At 71.3% G+C, this 18,298-nt stretch carries 20 protein-coding genes; 13 read left to right on the top strand and 7 right to left on the bottom strand.

Going from position 1 to position 18,298, the window contains the following annotated elements:
* Window positions 1–65: 65 nt before the first annotated feature.
* Both ACQP04_RS00185 and ACQP04_RS00180 read right to left on the bottom strand, forming a co-directional pair.
* Window positions 66–656, bottom strand: coding sequence for a L,D-transpeptidase (locus ACQP04_RS00185; protein WP_433505082.1), 591 nt, complete (start codon window positions 654–656; stop codon window positions 66–68).
* A gap of 185 nt (window positions 657–841) precedes the next feature.
* A complete protein-coding gene (locus ACQP04_RS00180; RefSeq protein WP_433505081.1) occupies window positions 842–1,600 on the bottom strand; it encodes a maleylpyruvate isomerase family mycothiol-dependent enzyme in 759 nt (252 codons plus the stop codon).
* Between the two features lie 109 nt (window positions 1,601–1,709).
* Between ACQP04_RS00180 and ACQP04_RS00175 the strand changes: the two genes are divergently transcribed.
* Window positions 1,710–2,372, top strand: a complete 663-nt coding sequence (locus tag ACQP04_RS00175) for a maleylpyruvate isomerase family mycothiol-dependent enzyme (RefSeq protein WP_433505080.1) — start codon at window positions 1,710–1,712, stop codon at window positions 2,370–2,372.
* 1 nt (window position 2,373) lies between these two features.
* Here the strand turns inward: ACQP04_RS00175 and ACQP04_RS00170 are convergent, their stop codons facing one another.
* On the bottom strand, window positions 2,374–2,607 hold the full coding sequence (locus ACQP04_RS00170; protein ID WP_433505079.1) for a hypothetical protein: 234 nt from the start codon (window positions 2,605–2,607) through the stop codon (window positions 2,374–2,376).
* 251 nt (window positions 2,608–2,858) lie between these two features.
* On the opposite strand from ACQP04_RS00170, the gene ACQP04_RS00165 reads away from it, so the two are divergent.
* The 5 genes from ACQP04_RS00165 to ACQP04_RS00145 all read left to right on the top strand — a co-directional run bounded on the left by ACQP04_RS00165 (window position 2,859) and on the right by ACQP04_RS00145 (window position 8,513).
* On the top strand, window positions 2,859–4,145 hold the full coding sequence (locus ACQP04_RS00165) for a serine hydrolase domain-containing protein (RefSeq protein WP_433505078.1): 1,287 nt from the start codon (window positions 2,859–2,861) through the stop codon (window positions 4,143–4,145).
* A 27-nt stretch (window positions 4,146–4,172) separates the two neighbouring features.
* A complete protein-coding gene (locus ACQP04_RS00160; RefSeq protein ID WP_433505077.1) occupies window positions 4,173–4,643 on the top strand; it encodes a Fur family transcriptional regulator in 471 nt (156 codons plus the stop codon).
* 82 nt (window positions 4,644–4,725) lie between these two features.
* A complete protein-coding gene (gene katG, locus ACQP04_RS00155; RefSeq protein ID WP_433505076.1) occupies window positions 4,726–6,960 on the top strand; it encodes a catalase/peroxidase HPI in 2,235 nt (744 codons plus the stop codon).
* 215 nt (window positions 6,961–7,175) lie between these two features.
* Complete coding sequence (locus ACQP04_RS00150) at window positions 7,176–8,051, top strand: MEDS domain-containing protein (RefSeq protein WP_433505075.1); 876 nt, start codon at window positions 7,176–7,178, stop codon at window positions 8,049–8,051.
* An 81-nt stretch (window positions 8,052–8,132) separates the two neighbouring features.
* Window positions 8,133–8,513, top strand: a complete 381-nt coding sequence (locus ACQP04_RS00145; protein WP_433505074.1) for an ATP-binding protein — start codon at window positions 8,133–8,135, stop codon at window positions 8,511–8,513.
* 12 nt (window positions 8,514–8,525) lie between these two features.
* On the opposite strand, the gene ACQP04_RS00140 is transcribed toward ACQP04_RS00145, so the two are convergent.
* The 3 genes from ACQP04_RS00140 to ACQP04_RS00130 all read right to left on the bottom strand — a co-directional run bounded on the left by ACQP04_RS00140 (window position 8,526) and on the right by ACQP04_RS00130 (window position 10,808).
* The gene (locus ACQP04_RS00140; RefSeq protein ID WP_433505073.1) at window positions 8,526–9,506 is read right to left on the bottom strand and encodes a helix-turn-helix transcriptional regulator; all 981 of its coding nucleotides are present in this window, start codon (window positions 9,504–9,506) and stop codon (window positions 8,526–8,528) included.
* Between the two features lie 135 nt (window positions 9,507–9,641).
* Complete coding sequence (locus ACQP04_RS00135) at window positions 9,642–9,980, bottom strand: nuclear transport factor 2 family protein (protein WP_433505072.1); 339 nt, start codon at window positions 9,978–9,980, stop codon at window positions 9,642–9,644.
* Between the two features lie 51 nt (window positions 9,981–10,031).
* Window positions 10,032–10,808 (bottom strand): SDR family oxidoreductase, encoded by a 777-nt coding sequence (locus ACQP04_RS00130; RefSeq protein WP_433505071.1) that lies wholly within the window; start codon window positions 10,806–10,808, stop codon window positions 10,032–10,034.
* 69 nt (window positions 10,809–10,877) lie between these two features.
* Between ACQP04_RS00130 and ACQP04_RS00125 the strand changes: the two genes are divergently transcribed.
* From ACQP04_RS00125 to ACQP04_RS00095, 7 genes are all read left to right on the top strand, one after another.
* The gene (locus ACQP04_RS00125) at window positions 10,878–11,399 is read left to right on the top strand and encodes a winged helix-turn-helix transcriptional regulator (RefSeq protein WP_433505070.1); all 522 of its coding nucleotides are present in this window, start codon (window positions 10,878–10,880) and stop codon (window positions 11,397–11,399) included.
* A gap of 812 nt (window positions 11,400–12,211) precedes the next feature.
* Entirely contained in the window at window positions 12,212–13,108 is an 897-nt protein-coding gene (locus ACQP04_RS00120) for an acyl-CoA desaturase (RefSeq protein WP_433508509.1), read from the top strand.
* A gap of 277 nt (window positions 13,109–13,385) precedes the next feature.
* Complete coding sequence (locus ACQP04_RS00115) at window positions 13,386–13,883, top strand: hypothetical protein (protein ID WP_433505069.1); 498 nt, start codon at window positions 13,386–13,388, stop codon at window positions 13,881–13,883.
* Between the two features lie 201 nt (window positions 13,884–14,084).
* Window positions 14,085–14,363, top strand: coding sequence for a hypothetical protein (locus ACQP04_RS00110; protein ID WP_433505068.1), 279 nt, complete (start codon window positions 14,085–14,087; stop codon window positions 14,361–14,363).
* A gap of 74 nt (window positions 14,364–14,437) precedes the next feature.
* Entirely contained in the window at window positions 14,438–15,346 is a 909-nt protein-coding gene (locus ACQP04_RS00105) for an acylglycerol kinase family protein (protein WP_433505067.1), read from the top strand.
* Window positions 15,246–16,103: a patatin-like phospholipase family protein gene (locus ACQP04_RS00100; protein WP_433505066.1), complete on the top strand. Its 858-nt coding sequence runs from the start codon at window positions 15,246–15,248 to the stop codon at window positions 16,101–16,103. Before ACQP04_RS00105 ends, ACQP04_RS00100 begins: the two co-directional genes overlap by 101 nt.
* Window positions 16,100–17,125, top strand: a complete 1,026-nt coding sequence (locus ACQP04_RS00095; RefSeq protein ID WP_433505065.1) for a 1-acyl-sn-glycerol-3-phosphate acyltransferase — start codon at window positions 16,100–16,102, stop codon at window positions 17,123–17,125. The genes ACQP04_RS00100 and ACQP04_RS00095 overlap by 4 nt, the downstream gene beginning before the upstream one ends.
* 516 nt (window positions 17,126–17,641) lie before the next feature.
* On the opposite strand, the gene ACQP04_RS00090 is transcribed toward ACQP04_RS00095, so the two are convergent.
* On the bottom strand, window positions 17,642–18,001 hold the full coding sequence (locus ACQP04_RS00090; protein ID WP_433505064.1) for a MerR family transcriptional regulator: 360 nt from the start codon (window positions 17,999–18,001) through the stop codon (window positions 17,642–17,644).
* Window positions 18,002–18,298: the final 297 nt, after the last annotated feature.

Here is an 18,298-nt window from a genome sequence, read left to right as displayed (position 1 = left end):
CGGAGCAGCGGCCCGGCCCGGAGGGGCCGGGCCGCTGTCGTGTCCGGACCAGTTCCGTGCCGGCGCTACTGCTGGGCCGGGGCCGGCTGCGGGTTGCGCGCCGCCATCTCCTCCGACGCCTTGACGACCTGCACCATGTCGCCGATCTGCAGATAGGTGAACCAGGCCTCGGCGTCGGCGGGCTCCAGGTGGATGCACCCGGCCGACGACCGGTCCGGGCTGCCGGAGTGGAAGGCGATGCCGCCGTCGTTGAAGAACACCGACCACGGCATGGGGGCCGGGTCGCCGTTGGGCAGCCGTGACTCCTGGCTCAGGTGGTCCTTCTCCTTGCGGTAGACGCGCAGGGAGTGGCCGATCGGGGTCTCCTGGCCGTTGCCGCCGGACGAGATGCGGACCGGGCCGCGCGTGACCTTCCCGTCCTGGATCAGCCAGGCCTGCTGGGACTCGAGGTCCACGCAGGCCTTGGCCGAGACCGAGCAGGGTGTGCCCTCCACCAGCGGCTCCGCGTGCGCCCGCTGCGCGGCGGGCGACTCGGCGAAGGCGGGGCCGGCGACCAGGGCGCCGCCGAGCCCGATCGCGGCCACGACGGTCGCGAGGACCGCCCTGCGTGTGCCGGTGCGTCGACCGGTGGCTGATGCGAAGCGCCGCGTACCCAAGCCCTGCCGCTCCTCGTGTCGGTGTGGTGGCTTCCGAGGGGAAGACGCCCACACACACTCCGGGGTTGCTCGATCACCGTGAGTGGATATCCGTCGAGGACCGGGCATCGGGTCCAACGCCCGCACACCCACACGGAAACGCCCGCGCCGCGGCCGGTCACCCGGAGGCGCCGAACGGCGGGTTGTCACCCGAATGCCACGTAGTGCAGCCAGAGATCGAGCAACGAGGGCTCGCCCGAGACCTCCAGGCCCGCCCCGTCGTGCCGCCGGTAGATCAGCAGGAGCAGGTCCGTGAGCGGTGCCCGGACCGTCACGGCGGCCTCCCCCGCCCCCCGCCGCCAGGTGATGACCGGGCCGGTGAGGTCGACGAACCACGCGGCGTCGCGGTCGGTGGCCTCCAGCGCGAGCGTGCGGCCGGGGCCGAGCAGGTCCCGTTTCTCCGGACGGAGATCGAAGTGCTGCGGGAGGACGTCGAGCTCCATCCACTCGTCCACGGCATCGAGCGCCACCTCCGGCTCGACCGCGAACGGGGTGCCCGCGGCGAGGGCGGCGTCGGCCCGGTGCATCAGCGTCTCGTGGGCGAAGCGCCGGGCCCAGAAGGTGGTGCTGCGGAAGTGGAAGGGGCCCCAGACCTCGGTGCCCGACCCGGCGGCGCGCAGGGTGGCGGCCAGTCCCTCGGCGCCCTCGCGCAGGTCGTCGGCGGGGAGGGGCCCGCTGTCGTCGCCCAGGACGTCCCGCACGATCGTGTCGTCGGGAAACGCCGTCGCGCGGGTCCGGACGATCTGCTCGGCCCAGCGGTGGCCGCCGCCGACGTGCCGCGCGAGCGCGCCCAGGGTCCAGCCCGGGCACGAGGGCACGGGCGCGCGCAGGTCGGCGCCGCCGGCGTCGCGGACGAGCAGGTCCGTCTGCGTGACGATCTCGGTGCAGTGGCGGTCGAAGTCCATCGGGTCCTCCCGTACTGGCCTCGCGGGTGTCGGGGAGTGGTCGGAGCCGGTGCCCCGCCCTCGACATCTCCTCTCGCGCGTCCTTCGTCCGGGTGGTTGGCTCCCGGGCGTGGACCCGATCGACGAGTGGACGCAGGCGCAGCAGCGGGTCGTGGCGCTCGTCTCCGCGGCGCCCGATCCCGAGGTGCGGGTGCCCGCCTGCCCGGACTGGACGGTGCGCGACCTGTTCTCGCACATGGTCGGTCTCGGCGCGGACGTCGTCGCCGGCGACGAGCCCGACGACCACAACGAGACGTGGACGGCCGCCCAGGTGGAGAAGCGGCGCGGGCACAGCGTCACCGAGCTCGTCGCCGAGTGGCAGGAGGTCGCCGAGCCGCTCCGCGGGTGGATGCGCGACCACGGCGCCCGACCGCTCGGCGACGTGATCATCCACGAGCAGGACCTGCGCGGCGCACTGCACGCTCCCGGTGCCCGCGACACCCCGGGCCTGCACGCGATCCGGGACCGCTTCGCCGGGCGGCTGGCCGATCGCCTGCCGGACGGGCCGTCGGTCGCCCTCGTCGGCGAGACGTGGCAGTGGACCGCCGCCGGCACCGTCGACGAGTCCCCGGTGCTGATCCGTGCCTCGGATTTCGACCTGGCGCGTCTGCTGACGACCCGACGCTCGGCCGCCCAGCTCGCGCGCTGGACCGAGCGGGGCGACGCCGGCGCCTACCGCTCGGCCTTCGAGTCCCTCGGCGCCCTGCCGGAGCACGACCTGACCGACGGGTAGCTCAGTCGCCGGCGCCGTCGCGCAACGTCAGGACCACCCGCAGGACGTGCTCGACGGCGGACTCGAACAGCGCGCCGCGCAGCTCGCCGCGGGTCGCGAGGTTCTGCGAGGCGAACTGGAGCATGCGCTCGGGCCCGACCCGGCGCACCACCAGCGCCGCGATCTCCTCGAGGTCCAGCGCGGGGTTGTCCAGGCGGGCGAGCGCGAACTCGACCACCAGCTCCTCCTCGGTCACGCTCCCCTCCTCTCCCCGCCCTCCATCATCCCCCGGCCCGCTCCCGGGCCGTCCACCACGCGCAGTCCGCGGGACCGCACCCATCGTGGCTCGTCCGTCCGGCGGCTGTGGCGGTGCCTCGGGTGCCACAGCATGGGATCGACGCGGTTCGGTCCCCGGCGATGCCGGTCGGGCGTTCGTGCACCACCACCCGCGAGCCCCTCCAAGCGTCGGAGAAGACCATGCGTCCTGGTGACGGGCGATGTCGATCCTTGCGTGGCCGTGTCTCGCTGGCGGCCTGCACGGTCCTGCTGCTCGCCGGCTGCGCGGCCAACGCCGCCCCGGCCGCGACCGCCCCGGCCGCGGCGGCGGCCACCACGACGTCGGCCGGACCTTCCGCGGTGAGGACGATCGACCCGGCCGCGCTCCGGGCCGCGGTGGAGGCGACGGTCCGCGAGCTCATGATCCCGGGTGCGCTGGTCGAGGTCCGCACCCCGCAGGGCGCCTTCACCACGGCCGTCGGCACGACGGAGCGGGGCACCGAGGTGCCGCCCGGCCCGGACACGCACGTCCGGATCGCCTCGATCACCAAGACGTTGACCTCGGCGGTGGTCATACAGCTGGCCCAGGAGGGCAAGCTGAGCCTCGACGACCCGGTGTCGACGTACGTCCAGGGCGTGCCCGACGGCGACCACATCACCGTCGCCCAGCTCCTGTCGATGCGCAGCGGCCTCTACGGCTACACGAACGATCCGGGGTTCGCGGCCACCCTCGACGCGGATCCGGACAAGGTCTGGACGCCGCAGGAGGTGCTGGCCATCGGCTTCGCGCACCCGCCGTTGTTCCCGCCCGGTGCCGGCTACGACTACAGCAACACCAACTACGCCCTCCTCGGGCTGATCGTCGAGAAGGTCGACGGCAGGCCGCTGGCGCAGGCCTTCCGGGACCGCCTGTTCGGTCCGCTCGGCCTGGCGCGGTCGTCGCTCCCGACGAGCACGGACACGTCGATCCCCGACCCGTCCTCCCACGGCTACATGTACGGCGGCTCCGCCTACGCGATGGTGGACAGCGAGTACCCGCCGGACGTGCAGGCCGCGGCCCGGGCCGGGACGCTGCAACCGACCGACTACACCCACCAGAACTCGTCCTACGCCACGGCGGCCGGGGGTGCGATCTCCACCGCGGACGACCTCGCCGCCTGGATCAAGGCTCTCGTCGGCGGCGGGGTGTTCGACGCGGATGTCCAGCGCCAGTGGCTCGACAGCCCGCAACCCGCCCCGGGCCAGCCCGCGACCGCGCCCCAGTACGGGTACGGCATCGAGCGGCAGGCCTTCACCCCGGGCGCCACCATGTACTTCCACTTCGGCGAGATGCCCGGCTACAACCTCTTCGCCGGCCACGACCCGGGCAACGACGTCACGCTCGTGATCTGGAGCAACCTCACCGTGGGGCTCGACGGCCGGCAGACGGCGAACGCCCTGCTGGTCTCGGCGGTCGACCAGATCTACGACCTGCCTCAGCAGGCCGCACCGTCGGCGCCGCCGACCACCACCCGGTGACAGCACGCGGAGACCACTCTTCTGGACTTGATCCAGTCAGCTTTTCGTGGTGGGATCGTCGTCGTGCCGAGCCGCGCGCAGATCGAGCGTTCCCTCCGCGAGGCGGCGCTGCGTGTCACCGCACCACGCAGGGCCGTGCTGTCGGCCGTGCACGAGCACCCGCACGCCGACACCGAGACCCTGCTCGCGGCGGCCCGGGCGCGGCTCGGGTCGGTGTCCCACCAGGCCGTGTACGACGTCCTGCGTGCCCTGACCGACGCCGGTCTGGTCCGCCGCATCCAGCCGGCCGGATCGGTCGCCCGCTACGAGGCGCGGGTGGGCGACAACCACCACCACCTCGTGTGCCGCTCCTGCGGCACGGTGCGGGACGTCGACTGCGCCGTCGGGGAGTCCCCCTGCCTGACCGCCGCCGACGACGGAGGCTTCGCGATCGACGAGGCCGAGGTCGTGTACTGGGGCCTCTGCCCCGCCTGCCAGTCCCCGCCCGCGGGCCGCTGAGCGCGCCCTCCGACCGACCAGACCGCACCCACCACCAGGCCGGCCCTCCGGGACCGGCGTTCCCCGTGAGGAAGGACCTGACGTGACCGACCCGAAGCCACGCGACACCTCGGCGAGCCCGCAGGGCACCGACACCACCGCAAGCCGCAGCGAGAGCGAGAACCCGGCCCTCGCCGGCCCGACCGCGCACACCGGGCAGCGGCCGCGGTCCAACCGCGACTGGTGGCCGAACCAGGTCGACCTGTCCGTCCTGACCAGGACCTCGCGCGAGTCCGACCCGCTCGGCGACGACGACTTCGACTACAAGAAGGCCGTCTCGCAGCTGGACTTCGAGGCCGTCAAGGCCGACATCGTCCAGGTCATGCGCACCTCGCAGGACTGGTGGCCCGCGGACTGGGGCCACTACGGGCCGCTGTTCATCCGCATGTCGTGGCACGCCGCCGGCACCTACCGCCAGCACGACGGCCGCGGCGGAGGCGGCGAGGGCGCCCAGCGCTTCGCGCCGCTCAACAGCTGGCCGGACAACGGCAACCTGGACAAGGCCCGCCGCCTGCTGCTGCCGGTCAAGCAGAAGTACGGCCGCAGCCTGTCCTGGGCCGACCTGCTGGTGCTCGCCGGCAACGTCGCCCACGAGGACATGGGCTTCGAGACCTTCGGCTTCGCCTTCGGCCGCCCGGACGTGTGGCAGCCGGACGAGGTCTTCTGGGGCCCGGAGGACACCTGGCTCGGCGACGAGCGCTACAGCGGCGACACCCCGCTCGAGCTCGAGGGCGCCCTCGGCGCCGTCACCATGGGCTTGATCTACGTCAACCCGGAGGGCGCGAAGGGCGAGGCGGACCCGCTCGCGACGGCCCACGACATCCGCGTGACGTTCGGCCGGATGGCGATGAACGACGAGGAGACCGTCGCCCTCATCGCCGGTGGCCACACCTTCGGCAAGGCGCACGGCGCCGGGAACCCGGACCTCGTCGGCCCGGAGCCGGAGGGCTGCCCGGTGTTCTCCGGCGGCCTCGGCTGGAAGAACCAGAACGGCACCGGCAAGGGCGCCGACACCGTCACCAGCGGCCTCGAGGGCGCCTGGACCCCGAACCCCACCCAGTGGGACAACGGCTACTGGGACATGTTGTTCGGCTTCGAGTGGGAGCTCACCCAGAGCCCCGCGGGCGCCAAGCAGTGGAAGCCCAAGGAGGCCGAGGGCCAGGAGCTCGTGCCCGACGCGCACATCGAGGGCAAGAAGAACCCGCCCATGATGGCGACGACCGACCTCTCGCTGATCGCCGACCCGGAGTACCGCAAGATCTCCGAGCGGTTCCGCGACAACCCCGAGGAGTTCGCGGAGGCCTACCGGCGGGCCTGGTTCAAGCTGCTGCACCGCGACATGGGCCCGGTCTCGCGCTACGTCGGCCCGTGGGTGCCGAGCGAGGTCCAGCTCTGGCAGGACCCGGTCCCGGCCGTCGAGCACGAGCTGCTGTCGGAGTCCGACGCCGCCGAGCTCAAGAAGCAGATCCTCGCCTCCGGCCTCACGGTGTCGCAGCTCGTGCACACCGCCTGGTCGTCGGCGGCGTCCTTCCGCACCACGGACAAGCGCGGCGGCGCGAACGGCGCCCGGCTGCGCCTCGAGCCGCAGGCGAGCTGGGCGGTCAACGCCGGCACGGCCGAGGTCGTCGCGAAGCTCGACGAGGTCCGCCAGGCGTTCGGCAAGCCCGTCTCGCTCGCCGACACGATCGTGCTGGCCGGCGCCGCCGCCGTCGAGAAGGCCGCCGCGGACGCGGGCGTCACGGTCACCGTGCCGTTCGCCCCCGGTCGCACGGACGCGTCGCAGGAGCAGACGGACGTCGACACGTTCCAGTACCTCGAGCCCCGCGCCGACGGGTTCCGCAACTGGATCTCCCCGGACGTGAAGCTGGAGCCGGAGACGCTGCTCGTCGACCGGGCCTACAACCTCGAGCTCTCGGCGAAGGACCTGACCGTGCTGATCGGCGGCCTGCGCGTGCTGGCCGCCAACACCGGCGGCACGCAGCACGGCGTGTTCACCGACCGGCCGGGCGTCCTGTCGCAGGACTTCTTCCGCAACCTGCTCGACCTCGGGGTCGAGTGGAGCACGTCGAAGGACGCCGAGGGCGTCTACGAGGCCCGGGACGCCCAGGGCACCGTGGTGCGCACCGCCACCGCCGTCGACCTGGTCTTCGGCTCGAACTCGATCCTGCGCGGCATCGTCGAGGTCTACGGCGCCGACGACGCCAAGGAGAAGTTCGTCCGTGACTTCGTGAAGGCCTGGGACAAGGTCATGAACCTGGACCGGTTCGACCTGCGCTGACCCGGCGTCCGAACGCCCCGGCCCGCCGCACCCGCGGCGGACCGGGGCGTTCGTCATGCGCGTGCGACCCGGCGTCGTTCCGGGGACGTGCCTTCGTATTCCGCACAGCCCGGACACGCGGTCGTTCGTCCACGGTGCAGACCCTGCCGCTGCGGGCGAGGAGACTCGACGGGTTCGAGAACGGACGCCACAAACGAATCGCAGGGAGACCTGGTGTGCACGGCACCCCGATCACGATCGGTGATCGGCGCACGATGACGGCCGACACCGGCCGGGGCCCGACCCCTGCCACTCACTGGCTCGAAGGGCCGCACAGCGCGCTCGTCCACCGGTCCCGGCGCACCGAGGACGAACGCGTCGGGGCCTGGATGGCCCGCGAGTTGAGCCGGGGCAGGCAGCTCGTCTACAAGTACGCCGAGTCCGACCCGGCCGTCCGCCACCGGCTCACCGCGCTGCTCGGCGGCGACGTGCTCGCCTCCGGTCGGGTGAGACTGGTCGAGGCGGCGCGCTGTCACGCGGAGACCGCCGGCGAGCCGGCCGCGCTGCGCGGCTGGCACCTCGAGCTGATCGAGCAGGCCCGCGACGCCGGCCACCCTGGGGTGGCGATCGTGTGCGACGGGACGGCGCTGCGCACCATCACGCCCGACCCCGTGGCGATGCTGGCCCACGAACTCGATCTCACCCGGCTCGCCGCCGCGAACCCGCTCACGGTGCTGTGCCACTACGACACCTCGACGGAGACGCCCACGGCCCTGCAGCAGGTGGTGGGCACGCACACCGCGCTGGACGACATCAGGTTCGCGGCCCGCCGCGACCCCGAGGCGCTCACGATCTCGGGGGAGATCGACATCAGCAACGCCGACCGGTTCGGCGCCGTCCTGCGCGCCGCCATCGACCACGGCACGCGGACCGTCGAGATCAGCGAGGTGCGGCATCTGGCCGCCGCCGGATGTCACGTCGTGCTCGACGCACTGCCACGGTTGCGCGCGGCCGGCCAGACCCTCGTCCTGCTCCGCCCCGGGGACGCCGTGCGGCAGATCCTGGACATCGCCGGCCTGGGCGAGACCGAGAACCTGGTCATCTCTGCATGAGACGCCGGTGACGGGTAATCCCGCCCTCGCCCCATCGGCGAGGAGGGGAGGCGGACCGTCGTGCAGCCCCGGGGACGAGTCGTGTCCGTGGAGCTCGGCGACGTCGACCCGTACATCCTCGCCGACCTGCGGGAGTGGGTTCACGAGCTGCTCACCGACGCCGCCGCTCCCGAACCGGCGATCACGGCGGCGCTGAGCATCCTGACCGAGCTGGTGACGAACGCTCTGACCCACGGCGCACCTGCCGGGCAGTGCCGCCTGCACCTCGTCCCCGGCAGGGTCCTCCGCATGGAGATCGACGACCGGAGCCCGCACGCGGCCACCGTCGCCGACCACACGAGGAGGCCACCAGGGTCAGGTGGCTTCGGACTCCTGATCGTGCAGAGCCTGGCCAGCACCTGGGGCCAGGTGCCCCACCCACCCGGGGGCAAGACCGTCTGGGCCGAGATCAACCTCCGGTAGGAGCCGACGTCCTCACGCCGACGACCGGGACGTCGTGATCATCCCGTCGCGCAGGGTGCGGCTGGGGAGCTCGCCGTAGGCGCTGCGGTACTGCTGCGTGAACCGGGAGTGGGTGAACCCCCACCGTGCGGCGACGGTGGCGACGGTGCGGCCGTCGTCGGCGGTGGCAGCGCAGAGTTCGTCGCGGGCGTGGTCGAGGCGGACGCGGCGCAGGTAGCTCATGGGTGTGGTGTCCAGATGGCGCCGGAAGGCGAGTTGCAGGCCGCGGGGGGTGACACAGGCGGCGCGGGCGATGTCGGTCAGCGTGAGCTCGAGATCGGGGTTGGCGTCGATGAAGGCGACGGCACGGCGCACGGTGGACGGGCTCGCGTCGTGCCGGTCGGCGGTGCTCGGCGTGGACACGGCGGTGGTGGGGAAGGTCTGGAGGACGCGCGCGGCCAGGTACTGGCTCGCGGTGGACACCACCAGCGGCGCCTGGGCCGCGTCGGGAGCGTCCAGCACGCTGTCGCGCACGTAGGCGATGGAGCGTCGCAGCTGCAGCGCTGCCTCTCGCGAGACCGGCCGGTGGTCGAGCACGCGCACCGGGTCTGCCTCATCCGCCTTCCCGGTCGCCGCCACGCGGGTCAGGAGGGCGGGATCGATCAGGGTGAACTGCAGGCGGGTGGCGTGGGCGACCCCGGCGTAGGGGAGATCGGGCCGGCTGATCAGGAACTGGTCGCCGGGGCCGAACACCTCGTCGCCGCCCTCGCCCTCCCTGCGGATGGTGTTGGAGACGACGTCGCAGATGATCATGAGCCCCTGGGGCTCGGCGGAGTAGCCGATGTCGAAGCTGTAGTCGAGATCGTCGAAGCTGATCTCGGGCGCCATCACGCGCCGGGTGATGTGCGCGCGGGTGCGCTCGCCGACCGCGCCGATGCGCATCCGGGAGTACAACCTGCTCACGGTCGCCTCGACCAGGCCGACGTCGTTGCTGTCGAAGGTCAACGGTTCCACGGGTCCACTCCTCCCGCCCGTCCGGTGGGAAGGGTACGACCGGGCACGCCGTCCTGCTCGCGGTGACCCGGACCAGGAGGCCGACGGCAGGGGGCGTGAGAACCGGGCGGCCGCGCTGCGCGGCGAGGTGCAGCGTCATCCGGCCTTCGGACGGATGCGCAACACCTTCACCTGCTCGTCGTCGAACTCCTCGAAGTGGAACCGGAGACCGGCGAACGGGCTGCCCGGGAAGTCGCCGGAGATCGTGCAGGTCACGATCGGTCCGTCGGCGGACTGCTCGACCTCGGTGATCGTGTGGGTGACGAGCGGGGCGCCCGAGCGCCAGGCGCGGACGGCGGCGGTGCCGGAGTGCTCCCCGCCCTCGTCCTCCACGAGGGCGTCCTCGGCGAACAACGCCAGGTAGGCCTCGTGGTCCTGGGAGGAGGCGAGCTCGAAGTACTCGCGGACGATCCGGGGGACGGTGACGGCGGTCATGATCCTCCTTGTCGGGTGACGACCGGGTCGCGGTCGGATCAGGGACGGGGTTCAGATGGTCGGGACGGTGCCGCCGTCGATGACGTGCTCCGCGCCGGTGATCGCCGAGGCCCGGTCCGAGACCAGGAACGCGACGAGCTCGGCCACCTCGGCGGGCTCGGCGGGTCGGCCCAGCGGGATCCCGCCGAGGGAGTCCGTCAGGGTCGCCAGGGCGGCTTCCGCGCCGATGCCCCGCCCCCGTGCGATCCGGTCGATGAGCGCCTCGGCCGCAGTCGTCCTGATCATCCCGGGAGAGACGGTGTTGACGCGGATGCCGCGCGGGGCGACCTCGTTGGCCAGGCCCTTGCTGTAGGTCGCCAGCCCGGCCTTGGCGGCGGCGTAGCCCAGGGTCGCGTCGAACAGGGGCATGGCGCGCTGGATCGACGTCACGTGGACGATCGCACCCCTGCCGCGCTCGATCATCCCGGGCAGCAGTCCGCGATCGAGCCGCACGGCACTGAGGAGGTTGAGGTTCAACTCCTCCCACCAGTGGTCGTCGGACAAGGCGGCGAAACCTCCGGACGGCGCGTGCGAACCCCCCGCGACGTGCACGAGGATGTCCACTCCCCCGTTCCGCACGACCTGCTCGACAACGGCTCCCACCCCCTCGGGAGTCGTCGCGTCCGCCGCGATGAAGTGCGACGGATCGGTGCGACCGGCCGGCATGGACCTCGCCGTCACCGTCACGTCCGCACCGGCTGCGCGCAGCCGCTGCGCGACGGCGGCGCCGGTGCCCTTCGTGCCCCCGGTGACCAATGCGCGTCGTCCGAGGAGATCCTGCTCAGTCATCGGCCCTCACTACTGCTAGAATAGAAGTCAGTGACTTCGACAGTAGCAGTAACTCGGAGGGAGTCAACCGTGGCGGGCAGGATCCGGCTCGAGGACCGCGAGTGCCCACTGTCGACGGCTCTGGGGTACGTCGGCGAGTGGTGGACGTTGCTGATCCTGCACGACTGCTTCGACGGCTACAGCCGTTTCGACCAGTTCGAGGAGAACCTGCAGATCTCCACCAGCATGCTCACCCGCCGCCTGAAGACCCTCGTCGAGAACGGGCTCCTGGAGAAACGGCCGTACCAGACCAACCCGGTCCGCCACGAGTACGTCCTCACCGAGCTCGGCCGCTCCCTGCGGCCGGTGATCGTCGCCCTCGCAGCCTGGGGGAACGCGCGGCTCGATCCGGCCGACCGCAGCATGATCCTCGTCGACGCCGCCACCGGGCAGGAGGTCGAGCCCGTGCTCGTCGACGACGCCACCGGACGTCGGGTCGACGGCGACGGGTTCGTCTTCGCCGCCGGTCCGGCGGCCAGCGCTCCCTTCCGCGACCGCTACGCAGACGTCGTCGCTGCCCCGCATGCCTCTGCACCTGCAGCCGTGGACTGACGGACGCCTCCAGGGTCGTCCGCGCCCGGCACCGGCACGGTGTCCTCGGGCTCGGTTCCTTCGGAGAGGACCGAGCGGTGCGTGGCTACACGGTGGGCACCACTCGGCCGGTGCGCGAGCAGGCTCCTCAGCATCCAGGCCGGTGAGCGGTGGTGGAGACGAGGGCCAGCGTCAGTGCCGGAACATCCACCATGGACTGCACGCCCAAGCGCCCAACCGACTTGTGAGGTCGACCCCTGGCACCGGACACCTCTTCTGAGGTGGACCAGGTGCCAAGCCGATCGCCGTGCTCGCGAAGGAACTGTCGATCTCGGAATCGTGTCTGCGGAACCGGATGGCCCACGCCGACGCCGACGAGGGCGCCGACAGTAGCGGGTCGGCCCAAGCACGGCAGAACGTCGCGAACTTGCTGAACTCCGTGAGGAGAAGCGGAGGCTTGAGGTGGAGAACGAGATCCTCAAGCCACAAGCTGACCGCCGCTCACGATCTACACCACGCCACGGGACGCAACTCCGGTTAGATCTTCGGCGCACGAGGCTGGGCTGAGGAGCCGTCGCGCGGAGAAGGATTTGTCAGCGGTATCAGGTGGAGGCGAGCGTGAACCGCCTCAACTCGGGTAACCGTGGTGGGAGGCGCCGGTTTCCCGCGGGGGAACCTGCCGTCGCCCGCCCTTGGCATCGGCGGAAGTACGCACGGCGCACCTCGCGGCCGTGGTTCGTCGTTAAGGGAGCACCTCCAGGGTGACCACATCTCTGTTCGTGCGCGAGCCCTCGGCCCCCGGGACAGGAAGCGGCGTAGGGGCTACGAAGCCGCTGCACGGTGACGCCCAGCCCCGCGGTCGAGCCTGGCTGGTGTACGCCTTCACCGCGGTTCCGATGCTCGCCCTCGTTGCCGCTGTTCCGATGGCGTGGGGATGGGGCCTGTCCTGGCTCGACGTCGCGCTCGCCGTCGGCTTCTACCTGGTGTCCTGCCTCGGGGTGACCGTCGGCTTCCACCGCTACTTCACCCACCGCGCGTTCAGGGCCAACCGTGGCCTGCGCAACGGCTTGGCGATCGCCGGGAGCATGGCGATGCAGGGCGACGTGATCACCTGGGTCGCCGACCACCGCCGCCACCACGCGTTCGCCGACAAGGAGGGCGACCCGCACTCTCCGTGGTTGCACGGCACCACTCCCGCCGGCTTGGCCAGAGGCTTCTTCCATGCCCACCTCGGCTGGCTGTTCGACCGCACCACCACCAACGCCGACCGGTTCGCCCCGGACCTGCTCGCCGACCGCGACCTCGCCCGCATCGGTCGCCAGTTCCCGCTCTGGACCGTGGTCACTCTGCTCGCGCCGGCCGTGATCGGGGGCGTCGCCACTTTGTCCTGGTGGGGCGCACTCACCGCGTTCTTCTGGGCCGGACTGGTCCGGGTCGCAGTCCTGCACCACGTCACCTGGTCGATCAACTCGATCTGCCACATGATCGGTGACCGACCCTGGACCGCCCCGGGCAAGGCGACCAACGTGTGGCCGCTGGCGATCCTGTCGATGGGCGAGTCCTGGCACAACCTGCACCACGCCGACCCGACCTGTGCCCGCCACGGTGTCGAACCCGGCCAGGTCGACATCTCCGCCCGCGTGATCTGGGGGCTCGAGAGGCTCGGCTGGGCCCATCACGTGCGATGGCCCACCGCCGCACGCCTCGCCCGCCTGGCAGCCCGGACCTGATCGCGCGATCACCGACCACTTCCTCCACGTCCGGTCGACCGACCCGGTCGCCGGAACGCGGCCACTCGAGCACGCGCTCAGAGCGAGCTCGACCTTCCCGAGAGGCACTCCCATGACCACGAGCTCAGACCCCGGCGCCACGGGGGTCGGACCGACCCCCAGCGGCGAACACAGCGAAGACGAGGAGGGTGCCGGACGCACTGCCGTCGACGCACTGCACGGCAGGAGGGGACCGGCGAACACCGACGTCCGCCATGACCGCATCCGCTGGGGTGCGGTGTGGACCGGCGCGCTGACCACCTTGTCGGTCTTCATCGTCCTGCAGCTGTTGTTCTTCGCGCTCGGCTGGCTCGATCTCGGATTCAACGAGAACGCCGACTCGAGTGTGCGCGCCATCGTCAGCGGCGTGCTGGCCCTCGTCGCGTTCTTCCTCGGCGGGGCGGCCGCCGGCGCGTCGGCCTTGTGGCATCGCGCCAACGACGGCATGGTCAACGGCGTCGTCGCCTGGGCCGTGACCGTCATCGCCGTGCTCGCCATCGCGCTGATCGGCGGTGGCGCCCTGCTCGGATCCGTCGCTGATGTCGCCACCCAGTTCGTGGACCTGCGCAATGCGGGAGCCGGCGTCGATGTCGCGGCTGCCACGGAGAACCTCCGCGAGACCTCGGGGTGGGCTGCGCTCGGTCTCGGGCTCACCATGCTCGCCAGCGCGCTCGGTGGCTCCATCGGGGCGAAGCTCTGGCCCGGACACGGCGAACGGGACTCCCACCGCCGCTGATCCGGCAGGATCGCGCTCGCGTAGATCCGCGCCGCTGCCTGATCAGCCGCCTGAGCGAAGCTGTGCCGCAACAGACCGGGAGACTGCTGTGAAGACGTCATGCAAACGGATGTCGGCCGCGGGGACACCCGTCCCGACATCTACCTGCAAGTACACCGAACTCGCGGCGTGGAGTACCGCCGGCGAGTCAGCGAGGCGCCGGTGAGCCGCTTCGGCGCCGCCATGCGCCGGTATCTCCTCGACCGTGCGTTGTTTGGCCGGCGCGCCGGGCGGTCCTACTACCCCGGGCCCCGGTCCTCGAGCCTCGCTCGGCGCCGCGGACGGTTCGGGATGTGGGGGCCGGTGCCCTACTACTCGACCCGTACCCGGCGCGGTGCCGACGTCTCGGTCGGCGGTTGCGGATGTTGTCTGCCGCTGCCGCTGTTGGTCGTCCTCGGCGTCGGTGCGGCGCTCCGCGCGCTCTGGCGGCGGATGCGCTGACCCTCCCGCCCGGCACGTCGCCTCCGGCTCTCGACCGGACGCTCCAGTTCACGAGCGACTACAGAAAGCAGCCGATGACCGCCGAAGCCGTGGGCAGCCCTCATGTGATCACCGACTCCCCGTTTGATCGGATCGTGGTGATCTTCAATCCGCACAGCGCGGGATCCGCGGCGGAGCCGGCCGAGGGACTCTGCGCCGTTCTCACCCGACGGCTGCCGCGGACGTCGGTTCACCTGAGTCCGACCGAGCACGCCGGTCATGCCCGCGACCTGGCCAGGAACGCGGCCCGCATCCCTCGCTCGCTGATCGTCTCAGTGAGCGGGGACGGCGGCTACAACGAGGTCGTCGACGGGGTCATGCAGGCCGGTGACACCGGCACGGTCTGCGCGGTCATGGCCGCGGGCAACGCGAACGACCATCGCCGGGCCACCGGCGAACAGCCTCCGGGCGACGCCATCGTCGCCGGCGAGGTCCGCCACCTCGACCTGCTGCGCCTCACCATCGGCCACGGACCCGACGCCGTCGTGCGGTACGCACACTCCTGCATCGGCATGGGCCTGACCCCGATCGTTGCCCTTGACCTGGAGAAGGGCGGTAAGGGCTCGCTGCGGGAGATCGTGTCGGTGGTGCGAACGTTCGCCGTCACACTGAACCCGCTGGCCGTCGTCCTCGCCACCGCCACCGGCCTGCTAGCCGTGATCAACTCCGCATCCTGTCCCTGCGCAGCGAGGCCGACCAGCACACCGAACCCCGCGACGTGCACACCAGCAAACCCGAACAGACCTGACCCGACGAACCGGGACTCGACCGCCAGCCCGAGCTCGCGCTCGATCCGGCACGGGAGCCAGGCCGGCCCGGCTGAGAAGCGAGAGGAGACGGCACGTGGGCATCTGGGGTGGTACGGCGGTCGTCCTCGGCGGGGGCGGCGTGCTCGGCGCCGTCCAGGTCGGCATGCTGCGGGCTCTGATCGAATTCGACGTTGAACCGGACCTCGTCGTCGGCACCTCGGTCGGCGCACTCAACGGGGCCGTACTCGCGGCGCTTCCACCCGACGAGGTCGCCGACCGGCTCGGCGCGCTGTGGTCCTCACCGCAGACGCAGAGCCTGTTCGCGGCGGGGACAGTGCGGCGGCTGCGCTCGCTCGCCCACAGCGGTGTGGCCGCACACTCCCCGGAACCGCTGCGTCAGGCAGCGGCGGCCGTGGTTGGCGGCCTGCGGTTCGAGGATCTCCCCGTGCGCTTCACCTGCTGCGCAGCACGCATCGAAGACGCCGCCGAGCACTGGTTCGACCAGGGCCCGGTCCTGGACGCCGTTCTCGCCTCGGCCGCGGTTCCCGGGCTGCTGCCTCCCGCCCAGGTCGAGGGTCACCACTTCTACGACGGCGGCCTGGTCAACAGCATTCCGCTTAGCCGTGCGGTGGAACTGGGCGCCGAGCGCATCTTCGTCCTGCACGTAGGCCGCGTCGATCAACCGCTACGCCCGCCTCGGCGCCCCTGGGAGGTCGGGCTCGTGGCATTCGAGATCGCCCGCCGACACCGCTACACCCGCGACCTGGCCACCCTGCCGAAAGAGGTCAAGGTGCACGTGCTCCCGACCGGAGGGGCCGGTGCACCGCGCTGGGACAGCCGTGCGGCCCTCAGATACCGACCGACCACCGCGTCCGCCGAGCGGATCGACACCGCCTACCAGGCATCGAAAGACTACTTACGAGCGCAACTAGACGACCGGGGCCGACCGTGAACCTTCCGCCACGATGGGTGCGGCGGCTGATCCTCGCGCCCGCAGTCGTGCTGGCCACCGCCGTCGTACTCACGACGTTGCCAGTGTGGCTTCTGCTCGGAGCGGCGCTGTCGCCGTTCCTACCGGGCCGGCTGCGCGCGCTCCGGGTGCTCTGGGTCGCCGTCACCGCGCTGGTCATGGAGAGCGCCGTGCTCTGCGCCCTGCTGGCACTCTGGATCGCCGCCGGGTTCGGCCTCGCCCTGCGCACCCCCCTGCTGCAGTACCTGCACTACCAGCTCGTGGGCTGGTACCTACGCACGCTCTACCGGGAAGCTGGCCGAGTACTGCGGCTACGGGTCCAGATCGAAGGACCCGATCCCGACGAGTACCTCGACCGTCCCCTCCTCGTGTTCTGCCGCCACGCCGGCCCCGGCGACTCCTTCCTGCTCGTCCACGCGCTGGTCAACTGGTATGCGCGGGAACCCCGGATCATCCTGACCGAGCGGCTGCAGTGGGATCCCGCACTCGACGTGATGCTCAACCGGCTGCCGAACCGCTTCATCCCCGCCGGAGGCGGCGGAACACATCTCGAACGCCGCATCGCCGACCTCGCAACCGCCCTCGACCACAACGACGCATTCGTGATCTTCCCCGAAGGCGGCAACTTCACCGAACGCCGCCGGACAGCCGGTATCGCCCGGCTCCGCGCCCGCGGGCTGGAAGACATGGCACGTCGCTCCGAAGCCATGCGCCATGTCCTCGCTCCCCGCCCGGGCGGCGTCACCGCGGCACTGGCCGCGGCACCCGACGCCGACATCGTGTGGGTCGCCCACGCCGGGCTGGACCACCTCTTCACCGTCGCCGACATCTGGCGCGCCCTGCCACTCGACACGACCGTGCACATGCGGTGGTGGCGAGTACCCGCCGGCGAAGTACCCCGAGACGAAGCAGACCAGGTGAACTGGCTCTACCAGTGGTGGGAACGAATCGACCAGTGGGTCGACACGAACCAGCGCGCTCCCGGCAACCACGAGAGGGGATAACCACGGGCCCGCCGGACTGCCATCCCCGAGGCCACCTCGTCACGGTGGGCATCCGTCGGTTCTCGAGGGCGTCACGCCCATAATCACCCGGCGACGAGCGACCCGTGGCCGCGAGGAAGTCGCCTGAAGGGAAAGTTCCCGTCGCCGGATCAACCCCTCAGCACGGGGCGCTATCGGGCTTCGGCGGGGTTCTCAGCTACGCTGCGCCAGCAGTAGCTGCCATTTTCATGACCATGTCAGCAGCTGCTGCCTGATCTTGTAAGTAGCACATTGATCGGTCGGAGTAGTGGTCCCCACGCCATTCAACACACTCCGCCGCCGCCCACGGCGAAGGACCAGCGGATTGGCCGCGGGCGTGCCTCGCGCTGGCCGCCGTCAGGTGCGGGCTCGGGACCACCGACGACATCCATCTGCCCGAGACCTACTCGACGCCTATGGCGTGCGACGCGACGGTGAGCGGCTCGGCTGCGCAGGTCGAACATTTGCGCGGTCTTGGTCGAGGTCAGTGTCGCCGGATCAGGGCGATTCGGAGGCGCTGGTCACCGTGAACCCGCTCGCCTGGACGCGCTGGTTCAGCTCGGTGTTCATGCGCCGCGCCTCCTCGAGCTGATCCTCCAAGATGATGATGCGGCACGCCGCCTCTAGGCCCGTGCCCTCGTCGACCAGCGCCCGGACCCGGGCGGCCAACCGCAGCTGATAGCGGGAGTAGCGACGGTGTCCCCCGGGCGAACGCTGCGGGACGAGAAGCTTCACCTCGTCCAGGCTGCGGAGAAACCCAGGCGTGGTACCGAGCATCTCCGCCGCTCGACCCATCGTGTAGGCGGGGTAGTGCTCGTCGTCGAACTTGTCAGCCGCGGCTTTCGGGTCTCGGGTCATTCCACCTCCACAGACGAGGGGCCCCGGCGCAGTCGCACCGGGGCCCCAGGGGTTAGCTCTTCACACCATCAACCGACTCGAACGTCGGTCTTCTCGACCCGCAGGACACTGAAACCAACTTCTGCGGGAAAACGCATCCGCGTAATAACCGAGAATCACCTTCCGTTCCGACGAGACGATACCCACCGGCCACGCGGCCGGTAGCGGGTCTGACAGTGAGCTGCTTTCCCTTCTCCTCAGTGTTGCGACCTGCTGGTGTTGCGACTTGCTGGTGTTGCCTCGCGGGTAGTTACGTCG

This window comes from Pseudonocardia halophobica, from assembly GCF_050948485.1.
In the GTDB taxonomy this organism is placed as follows: domain Bacteria; phylum Actinomycetota; class Actinomycetes; order Mycobacteriales; family Pseudonocardiaceae; genus Pseudonocardia; species Pseudonocardia halophobica.
This window is presented reverse-complemented; position numbering and strand designations above follow the sequence as displayed.